17 protein-coding genes and 1 pseudogene are annotated in these 20,880 nt (G+C 65.3%); 11 read left to right on the top strand and 7 right to left on the bottom strand.

The genetic code is table 11. The features are described from left to right. Positions 1-9 precede the first annotated feature (9 nt). From VGE27_RS05510 to VGE27_RS05490, 5 genes are all read left to right on the top strand, one after another. The gene (locus VGE27_RS05510; protein ID WP_331048635.1) at positions 10-1,500 is read left to right on the top strand and encodes a menaquinone biosynthesis decarboxylase; all 1,491 of its coding nucleotides are present in this window, start codon (positions 10-12) and stop codon (positions 1,498-1,500) included. Continuing rightward, positions 1,500-2,456, top strand: coding sequence for a UbiA-like polyprenyltransferase (locus tag VGE27_RS05505; RefSeq protein WP_331048634.1), 957 nt, complete (start codon positions 1,500-1,502; stop codon positions 2,454-2,456). Before VGE27_RS05510 ends, VGE27_RS05505 begins: the two co-directional genes overlap by 1 nt. Beyond that, on the top strand, positions 2,453-3,091 hold the full coding sequence (locus VGE27_RS05500; RefSeq protein ID WP_331048633.1) for a flavin prenyltransferase UbiX: 639 nt from the start codon (positions 2,453-2,455) through the stop codon (positions 3,089-3,091). The genes VGE27_RS05505 and VGE27_RS05500 overlap by 4 nt, the downstream gene beginning before the upstream one ends. Before the next feature lie 85 nt (positions 3,092-3,176). Further along, positions 3,177-3,869 (top strand): hypothetical protein, encoded by a 693-nt coding sequence (locus VGE27_RS05495; RefSeq protein WP_331048632.1) that lies wholly within the window; start codon positions 3,177-3,179, stop codon positions 3,867-3,869. Continuing rightward, positions 3,866-4,369 (top strand): metallophosphoesterase family protein, encoded by a 504-nt coding sequence (locus VGE27_RS05490; RefSeq protein ID WP_331048631.1) that lies wholly within the window; start codon positions 3,866-3,868, stop codon positions 4,367-4,369. Before VGE27_RS05495 ends, VGE27_RS05490 begins: the two co-directional genes overlap by 4 nt. On the opposite strand, the gene VGE27_RS05485 is transcribed toward VGE27_RS05490, so the two are convergent. From VGE27_RS05485 to VGE27_RS19465, 5 genes and pseudogenes are all read right to left on the bottom strand, one after another. Next, positions 4,315-5,598, bottom strand: coding sequence for a GIY-YIG nuclease family protein (locus tag VGE27_RS05485; protein WP_331048630.1), 1,284 nt, complete (start codon positions 5,596-5,598; stop codon positions 4,315-4,317). The genes VGE27_RS05490 and VGE27_RS05485 overlap by 55 nt on opposite strands. Continuing rightward, complete coding sequence (gene mutM / locus VGE27_RS05480; protein ID WP_331048629.1) at positions 5,525-6,361, bottom strand: bifunctional DNA-formamidopyrimidine glycosylase/DNA-(apurinic or apyrimidinic site) lyase; 837 nt, start codon at positions 6,359-6,361, stop codon at positions 5,525-5,527. Before mutM ends, VGE27_RS05485 begins: the two co-directional genes overlap by 74 nt. Next, a complete protein-coding gene (gene purD, locus VGE27_RS05475) occupies positions 6,354-7,634 on the bottom strand; it encodes a phosphoribosylamine--glycine ligase (protein WP_331048628.1) in 1,281 nt (426 codons plus the stop codon). Before purD ends, mutM begins: the two co-directional genes overlap by 8 nt. Positions 7,635-7,770: 136 nt before the next feature. Next, positions 7,771-8,841 (bottom strand): M48 family metallopeptidase, encoded by a 1,071-nt coding sequence (locus tag VGE27_RS19470; protein WP_345787987.1) that lies wholly within the window; start codon positions 8,839-8,841, stop codon positions 7,771-7,773. Positions 8,842-9,009: 168 nt separating this feature from the next. Continuing rightward, a pseudogene (locus VGE27_RS19465) lies at positions 9,010-10,167 on the bottom strand (trans-sulfuration enzyme family protein); the annotation flags it as partial. A 179-nt stretch (positions 10,168-10,346) separates the two neighbouring features. Between VGE27_RS19465 and VGE27_RS05465 the strand changes: the two are divergent. Continuing rightward, a complete protein-coding gene (locus VGE27_RS05465) occupies positions 10,347-11,429 on the top strand; it encodes an HD domain-containing phosphohydrolase (RefSeq protein ID WP_331048626.1) in 1,083 nt (360 codons plus the stop codon). On the opposite strand, the gene VGE27_RS05460 is transcribed toward VGE27_RS05465, so the two are convergent. Further along, positions 11,391-12,146, bottom strand: coding sequence for a hypothetical protein (locus VGE27_RS05460; protein ID WP_331048625.1), 756 nt, complete (start codon positions 12,144-12,146; stop codon positions 11,391-11,393). The two genes, VGE27_RS05465 and VGE27_RS05460, sit on opposite strands and share 39 nt — an antisense overlap. 248 nt (positions 12,147-12,394) lie before the next feature. Here VGE27_RS05460 and glmM point away from each other — a divergent pair, with 248 nt between their 5' ends. The 4 genes from glmM to VGE27_RS05440 all read left to right on the top strand — a co-directional run bounded on the left by glmM (position 12,395) and on the right by VGE27_RS05440 (position 18,655). Further along, positions 12,395-13,765 (top strand): phosphoglucosamine mutase, encoded by a 1,371-nt coding sequence (glmM, locus tag VGE27_RS05455; RefSeq protein ID WP_331048624.1) that lies wholly within the window; start codon positions 12,395-12,397, stop codon positions 13,763-13,765. Positions 13,766-13,776: 11 nt separating this feature from the next. After that, positions 13,777-15,603: a glutamine--fructose-6-phosphate transaminase (isomerizing) gene (gene glmS, locus VGE27_RS05450; RefSeq protein WP_331048623.1), complete on the top strand. Its 1,827-nt coding sequence runs from the start codon at positions 13,777-13,779 to the stop codon at positions 15,601-15,603. A gap of 434 nt (positions 15,604-16,037) precedes the next feature. Continuing rightward, the gene (locus VGE27_RS05445) at positions 16,038-16,925 is read left to right on the top strand and encodes an Fpg/Nei family DNA glycosylase (RefSeq protein WP_331048622.1); all 888 of its coding nucleotides are present in this window, start codon (positions 16,038-16,040) and stop codon (positions 16,923-16,925) included. A gap of 62 nt (positions 16,926-16,987) precedes the next feature. Continuing rightward, the gene (locus tag VGE27_RS05440) at positions 16,988-18,655 is read left to right on the top strand and encodes a peptide chain release factor 3 (RefSeq protein ID WP_331048621.1); all 1,668 of its coding nucleotides are present in this window, start codon (positions 16,988-16,990) and stop codon (positions 18,653-18,655) included. Positions 18,656-18,738: 83 nt separating this feature from the next. On the opposite strand, the gene VGE27_RS05435 is transcribed toward VGE27_RS05440, so the two are convergent. Beyond that, entirely contained in the window at positions 18,739-20,307 is a 1,569-nt protein-coding gene (locus VGE27_RS05435) for a hypothetical protein (RefSeq protein ID WP_331048620.1), read from the bottom strand. A gap of 65 nt (positions 20,308-20,372) precedes the next feature. On the opposite strand from VGE27_RS05435, the gene dtd reads away from it, so the two are divergent. Further along, entirely contained in the window at positions 20,373-20,846 is a 474-nt protein-coding gene (dtd, locus tag VGE27_RS05430; RefSeq protein ID WP_345787986.1) for a D-aminoacyl-tRNA deacylase, read from the top strand. Positions 20,847-20,880 lie beyond the last annotated feature (34 nt).

The raw sequence follows: 20,880 nt of genomic DNA, 5'->3' as shown, positions 1-20,880 counted from the left end.
CCCCGCGACATGTCACTCGATACTCTCGCAGATTTTCTCGACGCCATCGATCGTGCTGGCGAGCTCCATCGCGTCAGTGCGCCGACCAATGTGCATCTCGAGATCACCGAGATCACCGATCGCGTTTCCAAGATGGCCGGTGGTGGCAAAGCCCTGCTGTTCGAAAAGCCCATCCTGCGCGATGGCACGCCGTCGGCGTATCCAGTCGCCATCAATCTGTTCGGCTCCATGCGCCGCATGGCCATCGCGCTGGGTGTGGATTCGCTCGACGAGATCGGCGCGCGCATCACGCAGTTGATGGACCTCAAGGTACCCGATGGCCTGCTTGGCAAGCTGTCGCTGCTGCCGCGATTGCTCGAGGTGTCGAAGTTTCCGCCGCGTGTGAAAGGTGGTACTCCGTCGTGCCAGGAGATCGTCTGGAAGGGTGACGATATCGACCTCGACAAGTTGCCCGTGCTGCACTGCTGGCCTGAGGATGGAGGTCCCTTTCTCACGATGACGGCGGTGGTGAGCAAGGATCCGGCCCGCGGCATTCGCAACGTGGGCATGTACCGCGTGCAGCAGATGGGCAAGCGGCATGTGGCCATGCACTGGCAGCGTCACAAGACTGGCGCCGAACACATGCGGCAGATGGCCGAGCGCGGCGAGAAGATGCCGGTGTGCATCATCATTGGCTCGGACCCGGCCAGCATGTATTCGGCCAGCGCGCCGCTGCCGCCCAATATCGACGAGTTCCTGTTCGCCGGCTTTCTGCGCCGTGATCCGGTGCGTCTCGCCAAGGCCGTCACGAGTGATCTCGAAGTGCCGGCCGATTCGGAGATCGTGATCGAGGGCTACATCGATCCGGCTGAGGAGCTGGTCGTGGAAGGGCCGTTCGGCGATCACACGGGATTCTATTCCGAGGCGGATCTGTATCCGCGCGTGCATGTCACGGCGGTGACGATGCGCAAGAATGCCGTGTACGCGACGACCATCGTGGGCCGTCCGCCGATGGAAGACTTCTATCTGGGGCACGCCACCGAACGCATCTTCCTGCCACTGCTCAAGCTCACGACGCCTGAAGTGGTGGATTACCACATGCCGGCCGAGGGAGGGTTTCACAACCTCGTGTTCGTGAGCATCGACAAGAAGTATCCCGGGCACGCCGACAAGGTGATGCACGCCTTGTGGGGGCAGGGGCTCATGTCGCTCGCGAAGGTGCTGGTGGTGGTGGACAAGGAAGTGAACGTGCGCAATCCCGTGGAAGCGTGGTGGGTGGCGCTCAACAACATGGACCCGCAGCGGGACGTGCGGTTCACCATGGGGCCGGTGGACGTGCTCGATCACGCCAGTCGCGCGTTCACGTATGGCAGCAAGATGGGCATCGACGCCACACGAAAATGGCCCGAAGAAGGCTTCACGCGCGCCTGGCCGAAGGTGATCGAGATGGACGAGGCGACGAAGCGCGCCGTGGATGCGAAGTGGGCCAGTCTCAACATCGGTCCGTTGGGGTCCCGCTGATGTCGGCGCCAGGCATCGTCCCACCTCCGGGCGCGCGCGACGGACAGCTCATGCGCGGGCAGTCGCTGCCGGTGCGTCTGGGCAATTTCGTGAAGCTGCCGCATACGGTGTTCGCGATGCCGTTCTCGCTGGTGGGCGTGCTGTTCGCGAGCGCCGTGGCACCCGTGACGGCGGCCATGGTGTGGTGGGTGATTGTGGCCTTCACGAGCGCGCGCTTCGCCGCCATGGCGTTCAATCGTCTGGTGGATCGTGACGTCGACGCGTTGAACCCGCGCACCGCCATGCGCGAGCTGCCAGCGGGCACGCTGACGCTGACGCAGGCGCGCGTGAGCATCGTGGTGGCGAGTGCGCTGTTCGTGTATGCGGCGTGGCGGCTCAATCCGCTGTGCTTCGCGCTGTCGCCGGTCGCACTCCTGTGGGTGCTGGGATACAGCTACACCAAGCGGTTTACGCGGTGGTCACACCTGTGGCTTGGATTGGGCCTCTCGATTGCGCCGGTCGGCGGCTATCTCGCAGTGACGGGGCAGTGGAGTGATCCGTGGTGGCTGTTGTGCGTGCTTGCGCTGGCGGTGGTGTGCTGGAGCGGCGGCTTCGACATGATCTATGCACTGCAGGACGCCGAGTTCGATTCGCGACATGGGCTGCACAGCGTGCCGAGCACTTTGGGTGTGGTGAAGGCCATTCGCATCGCGCGCACACTGCATGTGCTGGCGGTCGCCTGTTTTGCCGGCGTGATGGCCGCGCATCCGCTGGGTATCACGCCGGGGTTCGTGACGGCGGTGCTGTGGATCGCCGTGGCGGGGATCGCGCTGATGCTGATCTGGGAACATCGCTTGGTGAAGGCGAATGATCTCAGCCGCGTCGATGCCGCCTTCTTCACCATGAATGGCATCATCTCGCTGGGCTTCCTCACGGTCATCTTCGCGGCGCGTGTGCTGGTGGGAGTGCGGCGATGAGTGGCGATCTTGATCGGTGGATGCCGCGGCACCCGGTGGTGCTCGCCATTACGGGGGCGTCGGGTGCGCCGTATGCCGTACGTTTGTTGCAGGCGCTGGTCGCGCAACGGGTGCCGACCTGGCTGATCGTGTCCGGGCACGGCTGGCGGCTGCTGGCCACGGAGAGCGATATCGGCGACCTCGAAGCGCTCAAGACGCGGGTGGAGGCGGGCAGCACGGCCGGCAGTTTTGCGAGTGTGGTAACCGTGTTCGACGATGCCGATCGTGGGGCGGCGCCAGCCAGCGGATCGGCGCGCACGAGCGGGATGGTGGTATGTCCGTGCTCCATGGGCACGGTGAGCGCGATCGCCCATGGCACATCGCGGTCATTGGTGGAACGCGCGGCAGACGTGGCCCTCAAGGAGCGGCGCAAGCTCATTCTCGTACCGCGTGAGACCCCACTGTCGCTGATTCATCTGGAGAATCTCACGGCGGTCACGCGGGCCGGCGCGACGGTGATCCCCGCGGCGCCTGGTTTCTATCACAAGCCGGCGCGCATCGAGGATCTGGTCGATTTCCTGGTCGCCCGCATCCTGGACCATCTGGATATCGAGCACGACATCGGGCATCGCTGGGGCGCGATCAAGGGCGAATGACCTGCACGGGACGTGACCGTCCGCGGGCGTGAAGCGTCTTGCCTCCAACGTGATGCGATGTCGCATCCTCCGGAGGTCACCCCCAATGCTCGATCTCGACCTGTTCGAGAAGTCCATCCAGCGAGAACGTCGGCGTCGCTTCTGGAGCGCCGCCTGGCTTGGAGCATTGGTGTCCGGCGCCCTGGTGGCGCCGTCGATTGTGGTGGTGATGCTGTACGGGGTTCAGGGACGCTCGCGCCTGATGTTCGGCCTGGTCCTCGCCCCGTTCGCGGCAGGCGCGCTCTTCGCCGTACTGTCATCGGTCACCCGCCTGGGAGGCGCGGTATTGCATCAGTTCCTGCATCCATCGGGCGGCGGGCGAGACGCGACTATGGAACGGGCATTGGCGCCTGCTGTGTCCCAGGCTGAGGCGATGGCCGCTGAAGGCCGCCTGGATGAGGCAATCGATATCTTCGAGTCTATCCGGCTCGAACACGGGGATTCGGTGGGTACGCTACGGGCCGAAGCCGAGCTGATGGCCGCGGAAGGCGAGCATGAGCGGGCCCGTCATGCCCTCCACCGAATTCGCCTCATGGGTGAGGTCTCTCCCGCCGACGAGCTCTACGCCACCCATCGCCTGATCGATCTCTACCTGGGTCCGCTCGAAGATTCCGGGCGCGCGGTGGTGGAACTTCGGCGTTTGGCCGACAGATTTCCGGGGACGCCGGATGCGGAGGGTGCGCTCGCTGAATTGCAGCGACGTCGTGCCCTGCGCACTGCGACCTCGGACATGGAATGACGCAGAGCGCCACGATCATCGGACTGATTTCGGATACACATGGCCTGGTGCGCCCGGAGGTGTTTGAGGCGCTCAAGGGTGTGTCGCAGATTCTGCATGCGGGTGATGTCGGCCCCGCCGACGTACTCGCCGAGCTGGCCACGATTGCGCCCGTGCGGGCCGTCTGGGGCAACACGGATGCCCCAGGCCGTCCCGATCTCGTCGAGCGTATCGAGGAGGTCATCGACGGTGTGCGCATCGTCGTAACGCATGGTCATGAGGTGGGGCAGACCACGCCACCGCGGCTTGTGAGTGCCTACCCGAAGGCGGATGTCATCGTGTACGGGCACACGCATCAGCAGTTGGTAACCAAGGCGGCGCGGCGCATCGTCGTGAATCCCGGCGCGGCGGGACCGCGTCGATTCAAGCTGCAGCCCTGTGTGGCCAAGCTGTACATCCACAAGGGTCAGGCCGACGTCGAGCTCATCCCGTTGATGGTCGAGGATCCGGCGGAGGAGTAGGAGCGGGCCAGTTCCTGCAGCGCACCAACCACCGAATCCGCCACAAGCGCCCGCTCTCCCTGTCGTCCACGCAACCAGGACTCCACGAGCAGCAGTTCGTCGAGCTGGTTGACCATCGCGCCGGACGGCGCCTGTGTGGCGCGCGATTCCATCGCCTGCAGGTCGTTCACCGAATCCGGATCGGCGCAGCGTGCTTCGGCTACCACGCGGCCGTGCCGGATGAGATAGAGACGATCGTCACCCAGGCGACCCGGCACCGCGTACACACAACTCGGGCGTGAGAGTGCTTCGCGTACGCGGCCCAGTTGCGATTCGAGGTCCTGCAACGCGGTGAGTCGATCACGCAGCCAACCGGCACGTTCGTACGAAAGTGCGGCGCTGGCCGCCGCCATTTCGCGCACGAGATGCTGCTGCGGTGAATCATCGCGCCCCTCGAGCACGGCCTTGGCGCGGGTGAGCTGCGCGCGATACTCGTACTCGCTCGTGGCACCAATGCACGGCCCCAGGCAACGACGCGTCTCGTAGCGATGACACGCGGGGGTCCGCTGCATGGCCGGATGGTGTTCATCGAACAACTCGGCCACATCGCGCACATGCATGCGAATGCGATCGGAGCAGTCGCGCAGGCCGAGCGCGTCGTTGAGCACACGCAGCGCGTCCACCAGCGGCCGCCGCGAAGCAAACGGGCCGATGATTTGCGCTACATCGCGCGAGCGTGCCGCCGCACTCGCGCGCTGCACGCGCAGGCGCGGGGTGATGCCTTTGGCGATGGTGATCACCCACCATTTGTCGAGCGGACGTGCCGAACGCACGTTGTAGCGTGGCAGGTGCGCGCGAATGAGCCGCACTTCGCGCAGCAGCGCCGCAAACTCACTGGGATGTGGCTCCCACTCGATACGCACCGTCTCACGCAGCAGCCGCGCGTGCCGGTGCTCGGGCCAGGGCAGGCGGAAGTACGAAAGCAGCCGCGTGCGCACCTGCGTGCTCTTGCCCACGTACAGCACATCGCCGCGGGCGCCGCGCATGAGGTACACGCCCGGCTCGTTGCGGGCGGAGCTGCGCACCTGGTCGCGCAGTCGTTCCACGTCGACGTCTGGTGTGTCTACCGCGAGATCGAGCTGCTCACCGCCGACCTGTCTGGCGCGGTCGAACGGACTAGCGCTGGCAGCCCGGGCAGAAGACCGTGCTGCGGCCGTCCACGGCGTGGGTGACCACGAGCCGTCTGCCACAGCGAGTGCAGGGTTCCCCGCCGCGTCCGTAGGCGGCCAGTTGCTCAACAAAGGTGCCACGCTCACCGCGCGCATCCCGGTAGTCGCGAAAACTCGTGCCACGCGCGGCGATACTCGCCGTCAGCACGTCGCGCAGCTCGGCGTGCAGTCGCTGGGTTTCGGGGGGCGTCAGGGACGCCGCTTCTCGGGAAGGATCGATGCCGGCGCGCCACAGAGCCTCGTTCGCGTAGATGTTGCCAACGCCAGCCAATCGCCGCTGATCCATCAAAACTACTTTGATGGGCTGATGCGATGACCGAACACAACCCGAAAATGCAGTCGCGTCGAACGTTTGGTCAAGAGGCTCGGGGCCAAGTGCGCCCGAATAAGCCGAAAATCGTCCGGTCTCCATGAGGGCGACTGTTCCCAGCCGTCGCACATCGCGGTAGTGCAGCGTGCGGCCGTCGTCCAGGACAAAGGCCACACAGCTGTAGGTGAGTTCGTTCTCCGGCATGGAGCCGTCGTCCACCAGCAGACCGCCGGTGAAGCGGGGCTGCACCACCAGATGCCGCTGCGTGTCGCCCACGACGAGATCCAGCACAATCAGCTTTGCGCGACGCCACACCCGCGTGATGGACGTGCCTTCCAGCGACGATGGCAACTCCTCCGGCAATATCTCACGCAGCACATCGGGGCGCGATACGACGACGCGCTTGATCACACGCCCCACCACCATCGCGTGCAGGTCGCGCGCGATGGTCTCCGTTTCCGGCAGTTCAGGCAATCCGCGCGGCTTCCCGCCAGCCGATGTCGGAACGGAAGATTGCGCCGTCGAACTCGATGCGCGCGGCAGCGTCGCGACTGGCCCGCTGCGCCGCGGCAAACGTATCGGCCAATGCCGTCACCGCAAACACGCGGCCGCCATTCGCGCGCAGCACACCCGATGCATCTCGCGTGGTGCCAGCATGAAAGACACGCACGTCATCGCCGAAGCTGGGCAGGAAAATCTCGGCGCCCTTGCGTGGTGCATCGGGATAGCCGCTCGATGCCACCACGGTGGTCACGCTGGCACCAGAACGCCACGCGAACGGTGACATGTTGCCGATGCGCGACCCACGCGCGACCGCCAGCATCGGGTCGAGCAGGCTGCTGGTGAGCATGGGCAGGATGGCCTGCGTTTCGGGGTCACCAAAACGGCAGTTGAACTCCACCACTTTGGGGCCTTCAGGCGTGAGCATGAGCCCCGCGTACAACAGACCCGTGAACGGCGTGCCGCGCTTGCGCAGCGCATGCAGCGTCGGTAGCAGCACGCTCTCGGTGACACTGTCCACCAATGACGACGTGGAGAATGACACCGGGGTGTACGCACCCATGCCGCCGGTGTTCGGGCCCTCGTCACCATCGAGCAGACGCTTGTGGTCCTGGGCGCCGATCATCGGTAACACGTCGTATCCGTCGGTGACCGCGAACAGCGACAGCTCCTCGCCCGTCATGAACGATTCCACCAGGCACTCGCTGCCCGCATCACCAAATGCGCGATCATCGAGAATACGATCGATGGCATCGAACGCTTCCTTCTCCGTCTGGCACACGATCACGCCCTTGCCGGCCGCCAGGCCGCTGGCCTTGATGACCACCGGTGCGCCAAAGCGTGCACGCACCGCCTGCTTCGCGGAGGCAGCATCACGATGCGTCTCGGCGTGCGCGGTGGGGATGTCGGCGGCCATCATCAGCGCCTTGGTGTCGGCCTTTGATGTTTCCACCGTTGCCGCGCCGGCCGTTGGACCGAATGCCGGAATACGGCGCTCCTGGAGGTAGTCCACGACGCCCGCGGCCAGCGGCGCCTCGGGACCGACTACCACCAGATCCACCTGCTCCTGTTCCGCCAGGGCCGCGACCGCGCGAGGATCACTCACATCGATCGACACCAGTCGACCGAGATCCGCGATCCCGGGATTGCCCGGTGCCGTGATCAGTTCAACGGACGTGTTTTCGCGCAGCAGCGTATCGGCCAGCGCGTGCTCACGGCCGCCAGAGCCGAGGAGGAGGATTTTCACTGCGATCGTCGGGTTCGGGGGAACGAGTACGGGGTGAACCGCCGGTGTTGGGCCGACGGCTCCGCGAAACGCGAAACCCAAGACCCGCAACCCGGCAGTTCACCCCGGAACACTAAACCCGCGACCCGGACCCGTCCTAGTTCGTCGGCGGAGCTGGCGGTGGCGGAGGTGCCGGCGGCGGCGGCGCATCACCCGGCCCCGAATCCCCGGCCGCCGCCGAGGTGGCGGTCGCCGCGGCGCGGAAGGCATCGCGGAAGGCGTCGGCGGCGCGATTGATCACGTCACCCACCGTCTCCGCGGCGGCCTTGGCCTTGTCGGCGTAGTAGTCGCGCGCGTCCTTGATGTCCTCCCGCAGCGGTCGCTCGGCTTCAGAGCCACGGCGGATGTAGTCGCCGCCCACGATGGTGGTATAGGCACCGGTCTGCTCCCAGCGCCGCAGCTCGCCCGCCCGCACCGTGTGGAACGGATGCTCACGCAGGGCGGTGTTGAGGGCCTTGAGGACGCTGTCCCACGCGGTGCCGCCAAGCTCGTAGTCGGCCGCCTGCGCGAGGTACGCATCAAGATCGATGCTGTCCCCGTCAGCCCGTCCACCGGCCAGCTTGAGGAACGTCATGAGACTGGCGCGCGGATCCTGTGTGCCGAGCATGCCGGCCCGGTCAGCCGAGAGCTCCGACTTGCGGTACCACTCGAGCAGGGCGAGCTGAAAGGGCAGCAACGCGATCGACGCCAGCAGCGGCAGGGCACTCATGCCGAAGAACAGCACGATGAGCGCGATGGTGCGATAGGTCGTGCGCCCGGTCATGATGTGGCCGAGCTGCTGCGCCAGCACAAAGCGCTGCTCTTCGGGCTCCAGCAGTTCGAGCGTGCCGGAGCTGATCACGATGAACGGCTGGTCGAAGCCAACCGCACCGGCGTTCGCGATGGGCGTCTGCGCTACGTAGAGCTGCGGCGCGGGCAGGCCGGCATTGGGCCAGTCCATCGTCGCCAGCACTTCCTGATACAGGGCGTGCAGGCGGGGGCGCTGCGACGGGCCGACGAGGACGGCATCGCCGAGGAAGAGGTTTCGGACACCGCGCTCGCCGAAGACGCTGGCGATCTTGCGGACGACTTCATCGAAACCGGGAAGGGCGCGCAGGGTCTGCAGCGCCGCGCGGTCGGCTGGGTGCTCCCAGGTGACCGACGAGATCTGGGTAAGCGGGGTAGGCATGGGAGACACTACGGCGCCGCCGTCTGGAGGTTCCAGACGGCGGTGGCGGGTTGCGGGTGGGCGGGTTTGGGGGGGAACGGCGGGGTTGCGGGCCCCGGGACCCGGGTCTCGCGACTCGAGGCCCGGCCGTTCACCCCCAAACCCGCCCCCCGCGACGCACAACCCTTCCAGCGCGTACTCGAGGTCCGCGATCAGATCTTCAGCGTCCTCGATGCCGCACGACAGCCGCACCATGCCATCCGTGAGGCCCATGGCCTGCTTCACCTCAGCCGGCACCGAACCGTGGGTCATCGAGAACGGGTGGTTGGTCAGGCTTTCCACGCCGCCCAGGGATTCCGCGAGTGAGAAAACGCGGACCCGTTCGAGGAACTTGCGCGCGTTGTCGATCGAGCCGAGCTCGAGTGTCATCATGCCGCCGAACGCCGACATCTGCTGCTTGGCGAGCTCATGGTGCGGGTGGTGTTCGAGGCCAGGGTAAATCACCCGCTCCTCACCCAAGCGACCGAGGAGGAAGTTGGCCACGGCCCGACCATTGATGTCGTGCTGCTTCATGCGCAGCGGCAGCGTCTTGGTGCCGCGCAGGGCCAGCCAGGCATCGAACGGACCCGGCACGGCGCCCGCGGCGTTCAGAATGAACTGCAGCCGATCCGCGAGGTCGTCCTCAAGAACCACCGCGAGGCCGCCGATCATATCAGAGTGACCGTTGATGTACTTCGTGGTCGAGTGCCAGACGATATCGGCACCGAGCTCCAACGGGCGCTGGAAAACCGGCGTCGCGAAGGTGTTGTCCACGATGAGCAGGGCCTGGTGCCGCTTGGCGATGTCGCTCATGGCACGAAGATCAGTGAGCCGCATCAGTGGATTGGTCGGCGTCTCCACGAGGAGCGCCCGCGTGGCCGGTGTCATGGCCTCGGCCACCAGCTGTGGGTCACTGGTGTCCACGTATGAGAAGGACAACCCCAGATGGCGCAGGATTCGATCGAACAGCCGGAAGGTGCCGCCGTAGACATTTTCGGCGCACACAATGTGGTCCCCGGCGCGGAACAGCTTCATGATCGAATCGAGGCATCCCATACCGCTGCTGAAGGCGAAGCCGTGCCGGCCCCCTTCCAGCGTCGCCACGTTGCGCTCAAGCGCCTGGCGCGTGGGGTTCTTTCCGCGAGCGTACTCGTACCCCTTGTTGACGCCGATACTCTCCTGCACGTAGGTGGACGTGAGGTAGAGCGGCGTCATGATGGCACCAGAGACTTCGTCGGGGCGCTGGCCAGCGTGGATGGCGCGCGTGGCGAGGCCACCCGCAAGATCTTCGTCGTAAATGCGCGTCATGGGCTTCGTGTCGTTCGGGGAGAGTTGCCGCGGGAAGCTAGCCGCTCGGCCGCCCCGGGGCGAGCAGTGCAGGTGACGCACGCGCACGCCACCAAGGGTGGCATGCGTCTGGTGAGTGCGGCCGAACCGCCCGTCGTGACCTGGCCCGAGTGGCCGCGCGATCCCAAGCCGGCGGCCTGATGCGGATGCAATACGCCCTCACGGGTGAGCTGCGCCGTTGTCTCATCGTGGACGATGAGCGCGCGATGCGCGGCATCCTGCGCCGTCTGATGACGGCCGAGGGTTTCGAGTGCCTCGAAGCGGCGTCGGGCAGTGAAGCGCTGGAACTCCTCGCCACCGAGTCGGTGCCGTTGGTGCTCTCGGACTTTCACATGCCGGGGATGGACGGCGCCGAACTGCTGCGGCAGATCCGCGAGCGTTGGTCGAATACGGCGGTGGTCATGATCACCGCGATGTCGGACGTGAACCTGGCTGTGCGCTGCCTCGATGCCGGCGCGCTGGACTACCTCACCAAGCCGTTCACGATCGAGGAAGTGAGCGCGCGTGTGGCGCAGGCGCTGGAGAAGCGCCGCCTGCTGCTGGAGAATCAGGCCTACCGCGATCATCTGGAAGAGCGGGTATCGCTGCAGGCACGCCGCTACGAGGAACTCTTCGTCGCATCGCTGCAGTCGCTGGCGGATGCGCTCGAAGTGAAGGACGCGTACACGTGGGGGCATTCCACGCGTGTGTCACGCTATGCCGTGGCCATCGCGCGTGAGTTGGGTGTCACGTCGCCCCGTCTCGAGCAGTTGGAGTTGGGCAGTCGGTTGCACGACATCGGCAAGATCGGTGTGCGCGAGGACATCCTGAACAAGGACGGCGCACTCACGGACGATGAGTATCAGCATGTCATGGAGCATCCCGTGATCGGCTGGCGGTTGCTGTCGCCACTGCTGCACGAGATGCCGCATGCGCTGGCGGTGGTGCGGTCCCACCATGAGCGGTTCGACGGGCGTGGCACACCGGACGCACTGCGTGGCGGCGAAATTCCACTCGAAGCGCGTATCACCGCGGTCGCGGACTCGTTCGATGCGATGACCAGCGGCCGGCCGTATCGTGACGGTATGCCGGTGGCCGACGCCATCGAGGAGTTGCGCCGCTGTTCGGGTACCCAGTTCGATCCGCAGTGTGTGGCCGCCTTCGAACGCGCCATGGAACGGCAGAACTTCCCACTGCCCGATTGGTCAGTGCGGCGTCAGACGCACCTGCAGATCGTGGCCTGAGCCAACCAGGCGCGTCGCTGCGATCTCGCGGATGTGCGCGACGTCCTCCTGCGGGGTGACGAACACCTCGCCACCGAAGAGCAGGGGCGCGGCCACGCCCGCGACCAGCAGATCGACGTTCGCGTGTGGCATGATGGTGCAGGTGCGATCAACCGGGGTCAGTGCCGCACTACGCCCGAACGCACGCGCTTCGTGCAGCAGGCTCCGGTGGGTGTGCACCTGCCCATCGTGCAGCAGGCACTCTTCATCCCGTCCCTCAGCTTCGCGGTCGCCTTCGAGCGACAGTCCGAAGTGTGAGCCCAGATCCACCGCAATGGCGCGGTCTGGCAGGTGCACCGTCGCGTGCGCGGGTGCCTGGTCGAGCAGCACCAAGGGCCTTGCCGACGACACGAGGGGCATGAGTCGCTCGGCGATCTCGAATGTGGTGAACACGGCGCCTGCATCGTGCCGGTTCATCTCAGTCACCATGGCATCAGATGCGGTGGCTGGGTCGACCCACACCAACCCCCGGCCGTCGGAGGCAGCAAGGGCGGTGAGCAGGAGACTTCCGCCAGGCAGGACCGCCGCCGCTCGTTTGCCGGACAACGCGCGCACGAGCGGGGCGCTGCGCTGCAGCAGTGTGATCCCTGCGGCCACGGAACGGGCCACCTCGACACCGTCGAGACGACCCCCGCCGGCAGCAAGGGCGAGGGAGAAGAGGGCAAGCGGATCGGACATGATCCACGATATCCGGGCGAGCGGCCAAAGTGGGAGGTGGTTCCGTCACTGTAACGCGTATCACCTCTGCGCGTCCTATTCCAGACGCGCTGTTTCCCGGTTCGCTGCATGAGGCCACTTCCGGCTCCCTGACACGATCATGGCGGAGTCAGCCGTGTCACGCGGGGAACCCCGTGGTTCCCGTCGTGTGACACACCTAGCTTGAACGATTGCCGGGTGGTGGGTGGAATTCAGAGCCGAGGAGCCTCATGGCGTTTGATGGGTTGATGGTGAGTGTGTCGGGAGTGCGGGGCCGGGTGGGTGACGCGCTGACGCCGGAAGTGGTCGCGACCTTCGCGGCAGCTTTTGGGGCGTGGGCGTCGCGCACGGGCAACCGTCGGGTCGTGGTGGGCCGTGACAGCCGTGTTTCAGGACCGATGTTCACGCGCATCGTGCATGGTGCGCTCGAGTCGGTTGGTTGCACGGTCATCGACATCGGTATGGTCCCGACGCCGACCATTCAGCTCGCCGTCGAACATCACCACGCTGCCGGCGGGCTTGGCATCACGGCGAGCCACAACCCGATCGAGTGGAACGCGCTCAAGTTCATCGGACCCACGGGGCTCTTTCTCTCCGCTGCTGAAGGCGCAGAGATGCGTTCGCTGCTCGACAGCGGCATTCCGCGTGCAACGTGGGATCAACTCGGTCGCATCGAGCGTGATGACGAGGCGATCGATCGCCACATCGCCCAGGTGTTGGCGTTGCCATGGCTCGACGTCGAGGGCATTCGTGCGCGCGGATTCCGCGTGGCGCTCGACTGCTGCCACGGCGCCGGCAGCGTGATCATGCCGGCCCTGCTGACAGAGCTGGGCTGCGAAGTGTACGCGATCAACATGGAAGCCGACGGCCGCTTCCATCGCCCGCCCGAGCCGGTCGCCGAGAATCTCGGCGAACTCGAGGCGTTGGTGCGTGGTTCGAATGCCGATATCGGTTTTGCGACGGACCCTGATGTCGATCGCCTGGCGTTGGTGCTCGATGACGGCAAGGCACCGGGTGAGGACTACACGCTGGCGTTTGCCGCGCGTACGGTGCTGCGCCATCGTCCCGGCCCCGTGGTGACCAACCTGTCCACCAGCAAGGTGGTGTCGGATGTGGCGCATGAACTCGGCGTGCCGTTTCACTTCGCCAGTGTGGGTGAAGTGAACGTGGCGCTGGCCATGCGTGATGCTGGTGCGACCATCGGTGGCGAAGGCAATGGCGGCGTGATTCTGCCAGAGTTGCATCTCGGACGGGACGCCCCGGTGGGTGCCGCGCTCATGCTGCAGGTGATGCTCGAAGAGGGCCGGCCGTTGTCGGCACTCGTGGCGGATCGTCCTCGCTATGTGATCGTGAAGGACAAGCTCGATCGCCCCGACGCACCACTCGATACGGTGTATGCCGCACTGCGCGCGGCCTTCCCCGATGCCGCTGCTGATACGCAGGACGGTCTGCGTCTCGACTGGCCTGACCGTTGGGTGCACCTGCGCCCGTCGGGCACCGAGCCGATCGTACGCGTGATTGCCGAAGCACCAACCGACGTGGCGGCGCGTCATCTGATTTCGCAGGCCCGCGAGCCGCTCGACGCGCTCGTCTCCCTCTGACCTGACCGACCATGTGCGGAATTGTTGGCTACGTAGGTGACCGGATCGCCACACCGATGCTGATCGAGGGGCTCAAGCGCCTCGAGTATCGCGGCTATGACTCGGCCGGTGTCGCGATCATGAACGGCAAGGGGGTCGAGACGCGGCGTGCAGCCGGCAAGATTTCGCGCCTCGAGTCCGTCATCGCAGCGGATCCACCGGTGGGCACCATGGGCATCGCGCATACGCGCTGGGCCACGCATGGTCCGCCAAATGAGACGAATGCACACCCGCACGTGAGCCAGAACGGCAAGATCGCCGTGGTGCACAACGGCATCATCGAGAACGCCACGGTGCTCAAGGCGGGCCTGGAATCGCGCGGTTACGTGTTCAAGTCGGACACGGACACCGAAGTGCTCGCGCACCTGATCGAGGCCGCGTATGCCGGCAACCTCGAGGCTGCGGTGATCGAGGCGCTCAGTCAGGTGGACGGTACCTACGGCATCGCCGTGATCTCCAGCGACGAGAAAGAGAAGATCGTGGCCGCCCGCAAGGGTAGCCCGCTCCTGCTCGGCATCGGCGAGGGCGAGTACTACATCGCATCCGACGCGTCGGCGATTCTGTCGCACACCCGTCACGTGGTGTACCTGGACGATGGCGACATCGCCGTGCTCACGCGCGACGGCTACAAGGTGGTCGACCTCGACTCCACGCTGCAGGAAAAGCCGGTCACGCGCATCGAGTGGGATCTCGCGCAGATCGAGCGCGGCGGCTATCCGCACTTCATGCTGAAGGAAATCTTCGAGCAGCCGACGACGGTGGAAAACACCATGCGTGGGCGTCTCATCCTCGAGGAAGGCTTCTCCAAGCTCGGTGGCCTGAACATCCCCAAGGAAGACCTGCTCGCGGTCGACAACATCATCATCACGGCCTGCGGTACCAGTTGGCACTCAGCGCTCATTGGCGAGATGATGATCGAAGAGCTGTGCCGGATCCCGGTGGAAGTCGAATACGCCTCGGAGTTCCGCTACCGGAACCCGATCGTCACGCCGCGCACGCTGTGCATCGTGATTTCGCAGTCCGGCGAGACGGCGGACACGCTGGCCGCCATGCGCGAAGCCAAGCGCCGTGGCGCGCGTACGCTGGGCCTGGTCAACGTGGTCGGCTCGACGATCGCGCGCGAGGACGACGGTGGCATCTATCTGCACGCCGGTCCGGAAATCGGTGTGGCGTCCACGAAGGCGTTCACCAGCCAGGTAGTCGCACTCGCGCTGTTCACGCTCAAGCTGGCGCGCCTGCGCGACATGAGTGTGCAGCGCGGCCGTGAAGTCGCGCAGGCGCTGGCCAAGCTGCCCGAGCAGATCCAGAGCATCCTTGATCGTGCCGGCGAGATCGAAGAAGTCGCCGAGGAGTTCAAGCGCGCGTCGAACTTCCTGTACCTGGGCCGCGGCTACAACTTCCCGGCCGCGCTCGAAGGCGCGCTCAAGCTCAAGGAAATTTCGTACATCCACGCGGAAGGCTATCCGGCCGCCGAGATGAAGCACGGCCCCATCGCGCTCATCGACGAAATGATGCCGGTGGTGTGCATCGCGCCGCACGACTCGGTGTTCGACAAGATCACGTCGAACATTCAGGAGGTGAAGGCACGCAAGGGCAAGATCATCGCCATCACCACCCGCGACGAGCCCTCGTTGGTGGGCAAGCTGGACTATGAGTTCCGCGTGCCCGAGACGATCGATCTGCTCACGCCGATCCTGGCATCGGTGCCGCTACAACTGCTGGCGTACTACATCGCGGTGAAGCGAGGCTGCAATGTGGACCAGCCGCGCAACCTGGCGAAGAGTGTCACGGTGGAATAACGGGACAGGGACGGCACTCTCGAGAGCCGGGTCCAGATGTCAGTTAGGGAGATGTCGGAGTACAGAGATCCGACGGATTATAGATGGTGGGAGATCAGACCTTCGTAGATGGTGAGAGGTCTGAGTGCACGGGGCGGGCTGTCGTGTGCGTCGATGCCCCGTTGTGATGAATCGGGAGCCCCCGGTGTCGCAGGTCGCGATGCCGGGGGTTCTGTCGTCTGGCGTCTGGCGTCTGGCATCTGTGCCCGTGTCGCGCACGAACCGCGGCCGGCGCCAGTGCTCAGGCTTCTGACATCTAGGACGGTCTGGTCTCTCATTCATCTATCTCCGTCAGATATCGGACCTCTGACATCTGACCTCCGATATCTGACCGCAGATATCTGAACCGAGAAGGCCGCTCTGGCCTCTTCCTTGTCTTCCTCGCAGGATTGGTGATGCCCGAGTTGCCGGATATCACCGTCTATGTGGAGCGTCTGACGGCCACGGTGGTGAATCACACGCCGGAAGCGGTGGTGGTGCACAATCCGTTTGTGCTGCGATCGGTGGAGCCGCCGCTGTCCGCATTCACCGGACGGCCCATCGTGGGCGTGCACCGGCTTGGCAAGCGTATCGTACTCGTCTTCGAGTCCGAGCACTTTCTCGTCCTGCATCTCATGATTGCCGGCCGCCTGCGTTGGCGCGCACCAGGTAAGCGCATTGCCGGCAAGTTGGCACTCGCCAGCCTCACGTTCCCACATGGCACCCTGTATCTCACCGAGGCTGGCACCAAGCGCCGGGCCTCGTTGCATGCGGTGCAGGGGCACGAGGCACTTCAACGCTTCGATCGCGGCGGTCTCGAGCCGATGACCTGCAGTGTGGCCGAATTCGGAAACATGCTTCGGTCCGAGAACCACACGATCAAGCGGTCACTCACCGATCCGCGGCTCATGAGTGGCATCGGCAATGCCTATTCCGACGAGATGCTGCATGCCGCGCAGCTCTCGCCAATGGTGCTCACCAGCAAGCTGACCGACGACCAGATCGCCCGCCTGCACGGCGCCATGCAGGCCACACTCGCCAGCTGGACCGATCGTTTGCGGGTCGAGGCAGGTGAGGCCTTCCCGGAGACCGTGACGGCCTTCCATGACGCCATGGCCGTGCATGGCCGCTACGGGAAACCGTGTCCTGTGTGCGGCGCTCCCGTGCAACGCATTCGCTACGCAGACAACGAGACCAACTACTGCGCGCGCTGCCAGACCGGCGGGCGGGTGCTCGCCGACCGCGCCCTGTCCCGGCTGCTCAAGGGCGACTTCCCGCGGACGCTGGACGAGCTGGCCGACTGATCCTTCGGGGGACAGCAGCCCGCCCCCCAAATCGCCTCAGGAAGCCGCTATCTTTCAAGGCTATGACCGATGCTGTCACGCCTGAACTTTCCCCCGAGCTGCCGCCGGAGCTTCCTGCGGAAACCGCCGGTGGTCCAGTGGACGATTCCCGCCTCGAGCGGGAGATCGCCCGCCGTCGCACGTTTGCGATCATTTCGCACCCTGACGCCGGCAAGACCACACTCACCGAAAAGCTGCTGCTGTACGGCGGTGCCATCCACCTGGCCGGCTCGGTGAAGGCTCGGCGTGCCACCCGGCACGCTACGTCCGACTGGATGAAGCTCGAGCAGGAGCGCGGCATCTCGGTCACCAGCTCGGTGCTGCAGTTCGAGTTTCTGGGCTACCAGCTCAACCTGCTCGACACGCCCGGTCACGAAGACTTCTCCGAAGACACTTACCGCACGCTGGTCGCCGCCGACAGCGCCATCATGCTGCTCGACAATCGCCGCGGCGTGGAAGAGCGCACGCGGCAGCTGTTCGATGTGTGCAAGATGCGGCGCACGCCCATCTTCACGCTGGTCAACAAGTGTGACCGGCATGGCGAAGATCCGCTCAAGCTGATTCAGGATGTCGAGGCAGACCTTGGCATCGACTGCTTTGCGGCCACCTGGCCCGTGTTCGAGAATGACGTCTTCGTGGGTGTGTACGATCGCCTCAAGCGCGAAGTGCACCTCTTCGAACGCAGCGGCGACCGCGGCGCGACGCGAGCCGATGACACCATCGTCAGCATCGACGACCCGCAACTCATCGAGGCGATGGGTGAGTCGGCCTTCGATCGCCTGATGACCGACATCGAACTGCTCGACGCGGCAGGGCACACCTACGAGCACGAGCGAGTCATCGACGGATCGCTCACGCCGGTCTTCTTTGGCTCGGCGCTGACGAACTTCGGTATCGAGCCGTTCCTGCGCGAATTCCTCGAGCTGGCACCTCCCCCGGGACCGCGTGAGTCGAGCGCCGGTCCGGTTGCACCGGGGCGGCGTGACTTTACAGGCTTTGTGTTCAAGATTCAGGCGAACATGGATCCCAAGCATCGCGATCGTGTGGCGTTTCTGCGCATTGTCTCGGGTCACTTCGAAGCCGGCATGCAGGTCGTGCACCAGCGTACCGGCAAGCCGATGCGATTGGCGGCGCCGCAGCAATTCATGGCCCGCGATCGCGTGGCCATCGAGGAAGCATGGCCCGGTGACGTGATCGGCGTGATGGATCGCGGCAATCTCCGCATCGGTGACACGCTGGGCGGTGACGGCAAGATGGAATTCCAGGGCATTCCCCGGTTTGCACCGGAGCACTTTGCGCGGGCCATGCCGGCCGACCCGATGAAGCGCAAGCAGTTCGACATCGGCCTGCGTCAGCTCACCGAAGAAGGCGCCGCTCAGGTGTTCTTTGCCGAAACCAGTGCGGGTGCGCAGCCCATCGTAGGAGCAGTCGGTCAGCTGCAGTTCGACGTGATGGCATTCCGGCTCGAGTACGAATACTCGGCGCCGTGCAAATTCGAGAAGATGACCTATCGCTGGCCGCGGTGGCTCACCGGCAAACCGGCCGACGTCGAGCGTGTGGCGACTGGCCTCGGTCGCATGAAGGTGTACGACCACAAGGGCAATATCGTCGTGTTGTTCCAGGATCAGTGGGCACTGCGTCGCGCGTTGCAGCACGAGACGAACGTGCAGTTCCACGAGACCGCTCCCTGATCGCCCGGATGTGGCGGTGACAAAAAGAAAGCGGGGCGACGAGCCAAGTGCCCGTCGCCCCGCTTTCGTTTGTACTGTACCAATCAGTCTTCGCTGGCCGCCGCGCGGGCGATCACGTCGATCTGACGGCCGACGTGTCCGATGACAAAACCGCCGTCTTCGGTGGACGCAAAGTAGATGCGCAGGCACGTCACCGGGTTGCTGCCCTTGCGCAGCTGGTCCGCACATTCGACTTCGCGATCGCTGTCGCGGAAGATGTACGGCGTCTTGCGCGCCGGATCGCTCGGACCCGGGGAGTAGTCGACACCCAGATCGGCGAAGACCTCACCCAGCGGACGGCTGAGGGCGCGGTCCTGACGACGACGGCCCACTTCGCCGAGTGCCTTGAGATACGACCAGGCCGTATCGGGATCGGGGAACTCGGAGTCACGCGAGGACGTGAACGCCGACGGCAGGATGCGCAGCGCGTCGGAGTACAGCGCCTGCGCCCGCTCGACCGCTTCCAGCACGGACTGCGGTGCGTCGCTGGCCGGCTTGGAGATCGGCTGGCGTTCCTTGAGGGCGGCCAGGGTGGTGCGCAGTGAACGGGCGGAGGAGCGCTCAGCCTCGAGCGACTGCCGCGATTCGTTCAGGCGCTCGCGGGTGCGGGCCAGCTCACCTTCGGCCGCACGGACCGCTTCTTCGAGCTGGCGCACGATCGCGATGAGCTGCGTCTTGTCCATCTCGACGCCCGACTCGGCCGCCGCGAGGGCTTCCGTGGCATCGGGCCGCTTGCTGTAGGCCGCACTGCGCAGGTCGCGCAGGGTGTCGGCGACGACCGGATCGGAGAACGGACGCTGCACCGACACTTCGGCGAGACGCTGCACGAGGCGGCGACGCTCACCGGGCAGCGCGAGGGCGCGGGCCAGGACCAGCGGGTGCTGGAACGGATCGGCTTCGAGCGTGAAGCCGGGCAGGTAGGCACGGGCCGAGCCGAGGAACACGCTGCGGGCGTGGCCACCCACGGCGTCGGAGAGGGCGAATGTGTCAGCGTGGCGCAGCTGGAAGCAGAGACCGAGGCCGAACATCTCGGCCGCAAACTGCTCCGGCGGCAGCACATACCCACCGTCCGGCAGCTCCGTGAGGAGCAGCACCGGCATGGTACGGGCCGGGTCGCACAGCACAAAACGCACGAACGCATCGAGCGTTCCCGCTTCGAGCTGCGTCGGCGTGCGCTGCAGGGGGCCGTCGTTGGAGACGAGCGTGAACGTGGCGTCGAGCTCGGACAGCAGGCGCGGCGGACGCACTGGCGGCGGAGCACCGTTGGGCGCGCCACCTTCCGTCCCGACGCGGATGTTCACCTGGCGGTGGATTGCACCGGCTGCGTTCTGCGACGCGACATAGGTGACATGCGTGGACCACTGCAGGGAGCGATCGAGCGGATCCGGCGCGTGGACGACGATATCGGCCAACGACGCGCCGTCATTCCGGTACGGCGCCCAGCGGAGGATGCGGCCGCCATCAAGAGTGTGGTTGGAGGGCGAATCCCAGGACAGTGGCTGTCCCTGATCCAGCCCAAGCCACGCCACACACGCGGCGAGGAACGCAGCATCGGCATCCGTCGCCGCAGAACGCGGCGTCAGATCGAAATGGAGAGCAAGACGTGGTTGCACGGCGGTCGTTGATTGCAATGTCCCTGGTCTTTCGTGTTCACGGGACCGGGGCCAAACTCTATGCTATGCGAATACTACTCCAACGAGTGAAGTCTGCTGAAGTCCGCATTCGCGCGGAATCGTCCGAAAGCCCTATTCGGGTTTCCGGCCGGATTCATGCCGGATATCTGCTGCTGGTCGGTTTCACCCATGGTGATACCGTCGCGGAGCTCGAATGGATGACGGAAAAAGTCATCGGTCTCCGTCTGTTCCCGGACGAGGAGCAGCGGATGAATCGGGACATCGTGGAACAGGGCGGTGCACTGCTCGTGGTATCGCAGTTCACCCTCTATGGCGACGTCCGAAAGGGGCGCCGCCCAAGCTTCATCGATGCAGCCAAACCCGAGCCAGCTGAGTTGTTATATAACCAGTTCGTGAGGGGTTTGCGACAGCGGGGGCTTCAGGTGGAGACGGGCGAGTTTGGCGCCATGATGGACGTCGAACTCATCAACGATGGGCCTGTCACCATTCTGCTGGAGCGGGACGCCGGCCGTGAGTGACTACGCGCCATCCAAGTGACCTGCTGTACTTTGG

The organism is Gemmatimonas sp. (assembly GCF_036405635.1).
GTDB lineage: Bacteria > Gemmatimonadota > Gemmatimonadetes > Gemmatimonadales > Gemmatimonadaceae > Gemmatimonas.
This window is presented reverse-complemented; position numbering and strand designations above follow the sequence as displayed.

Bases quoted from the DNA above. Each gene is read 5' to 3' on its own strand.
- dtd (WP_345787986.1), top strand. From the start codon at position 20,373: ATGCGAATACTACTCCAACGAGTGAAGTCTGCTGAAGTCCGCATTCGC.
- VGE27_RS05495 (WP_331048632.1), top strand. From the start codon at position 3,177: ATGCTCGATCTCGACCTGTTCGAGAAGTCCATCCAGCGAGAACGTCGG.
- VGE27_RS05445 (WP_331048622.1), top strand. From the start codon at position 16,038: ATGCCCGAGTTGCCGGATATCACCGTCTATGTGGAGCGTCTGACGGCC.
- VGE27_RS05500 (WP_331048633.1), top strand. From the start codon at position 2,453: ATGAGTGGCGATCTTGATCGGTGGATGCCGCGGCACCCGGTGGTGCTC.
- VGE27_RS05465 (WP_331048626.1), top strand. From the start codon at position 10,347: ATGCGGATGCAATACGCCCTCACGGGTGAGCTGCGCCGTTGTCTCATC.
- VGE27_RS05460 (WP_331048625.1), bottom strand. From the start codon at position 12,146: ATGTCCGATCCGCTTGCCCTCTTCTCCCTCGCCCTTGCTGCCGGCGGG.
- VGE27_RS05505 (WP_331048634.1), top strand. From the start codon at position 1,500: ATGTCGGCGCCAGGCATCGTCCCACCTCCGGGCGCGCGCGACGGACAG.
- VGE27_RS05510 (WP_331048635.1), top strand. From the start codon at position 10: ATGTCACTCGATACTCTCGCAGATTTTCTCGACGCCATCGATCGTGCT.
- VGE27_RS05490 (WP_331048631.1), top strand. From the start codon at position 3,866: ATGACGCAGAGCGCCACGATCATCGGACTGATTTCGGATACACATGGC.
- VGE27_RS19470 (WP_345787987.1), bottom strand. From the start codon at position 8,841: ATGCCTACCCCGCTTACCCAGATCTCGTCGGTCACCTGGGAGCACCCA.
- glmM (WP_331048624.1), top strand. From the start codon at position 12,395: ATGGCGTTTGATGGGTTGATGGTGAGTGTGTCGGGAGTGCGGGGCCGG.
- VGE27_RS05440 (WP_331048621.1), top strand. From the start codon at position 16,988: ATGACCGATGCTGTCACGCCTGAACTTTCCCCCGAGCTGCCGCCGGAG.
- glmS (WP_331048623.1), top strand. From the start codon at position 13,777: ATGTGCGGAATTGTTGGCTACGTAGGTGACCGGATCGCCACACCGATG.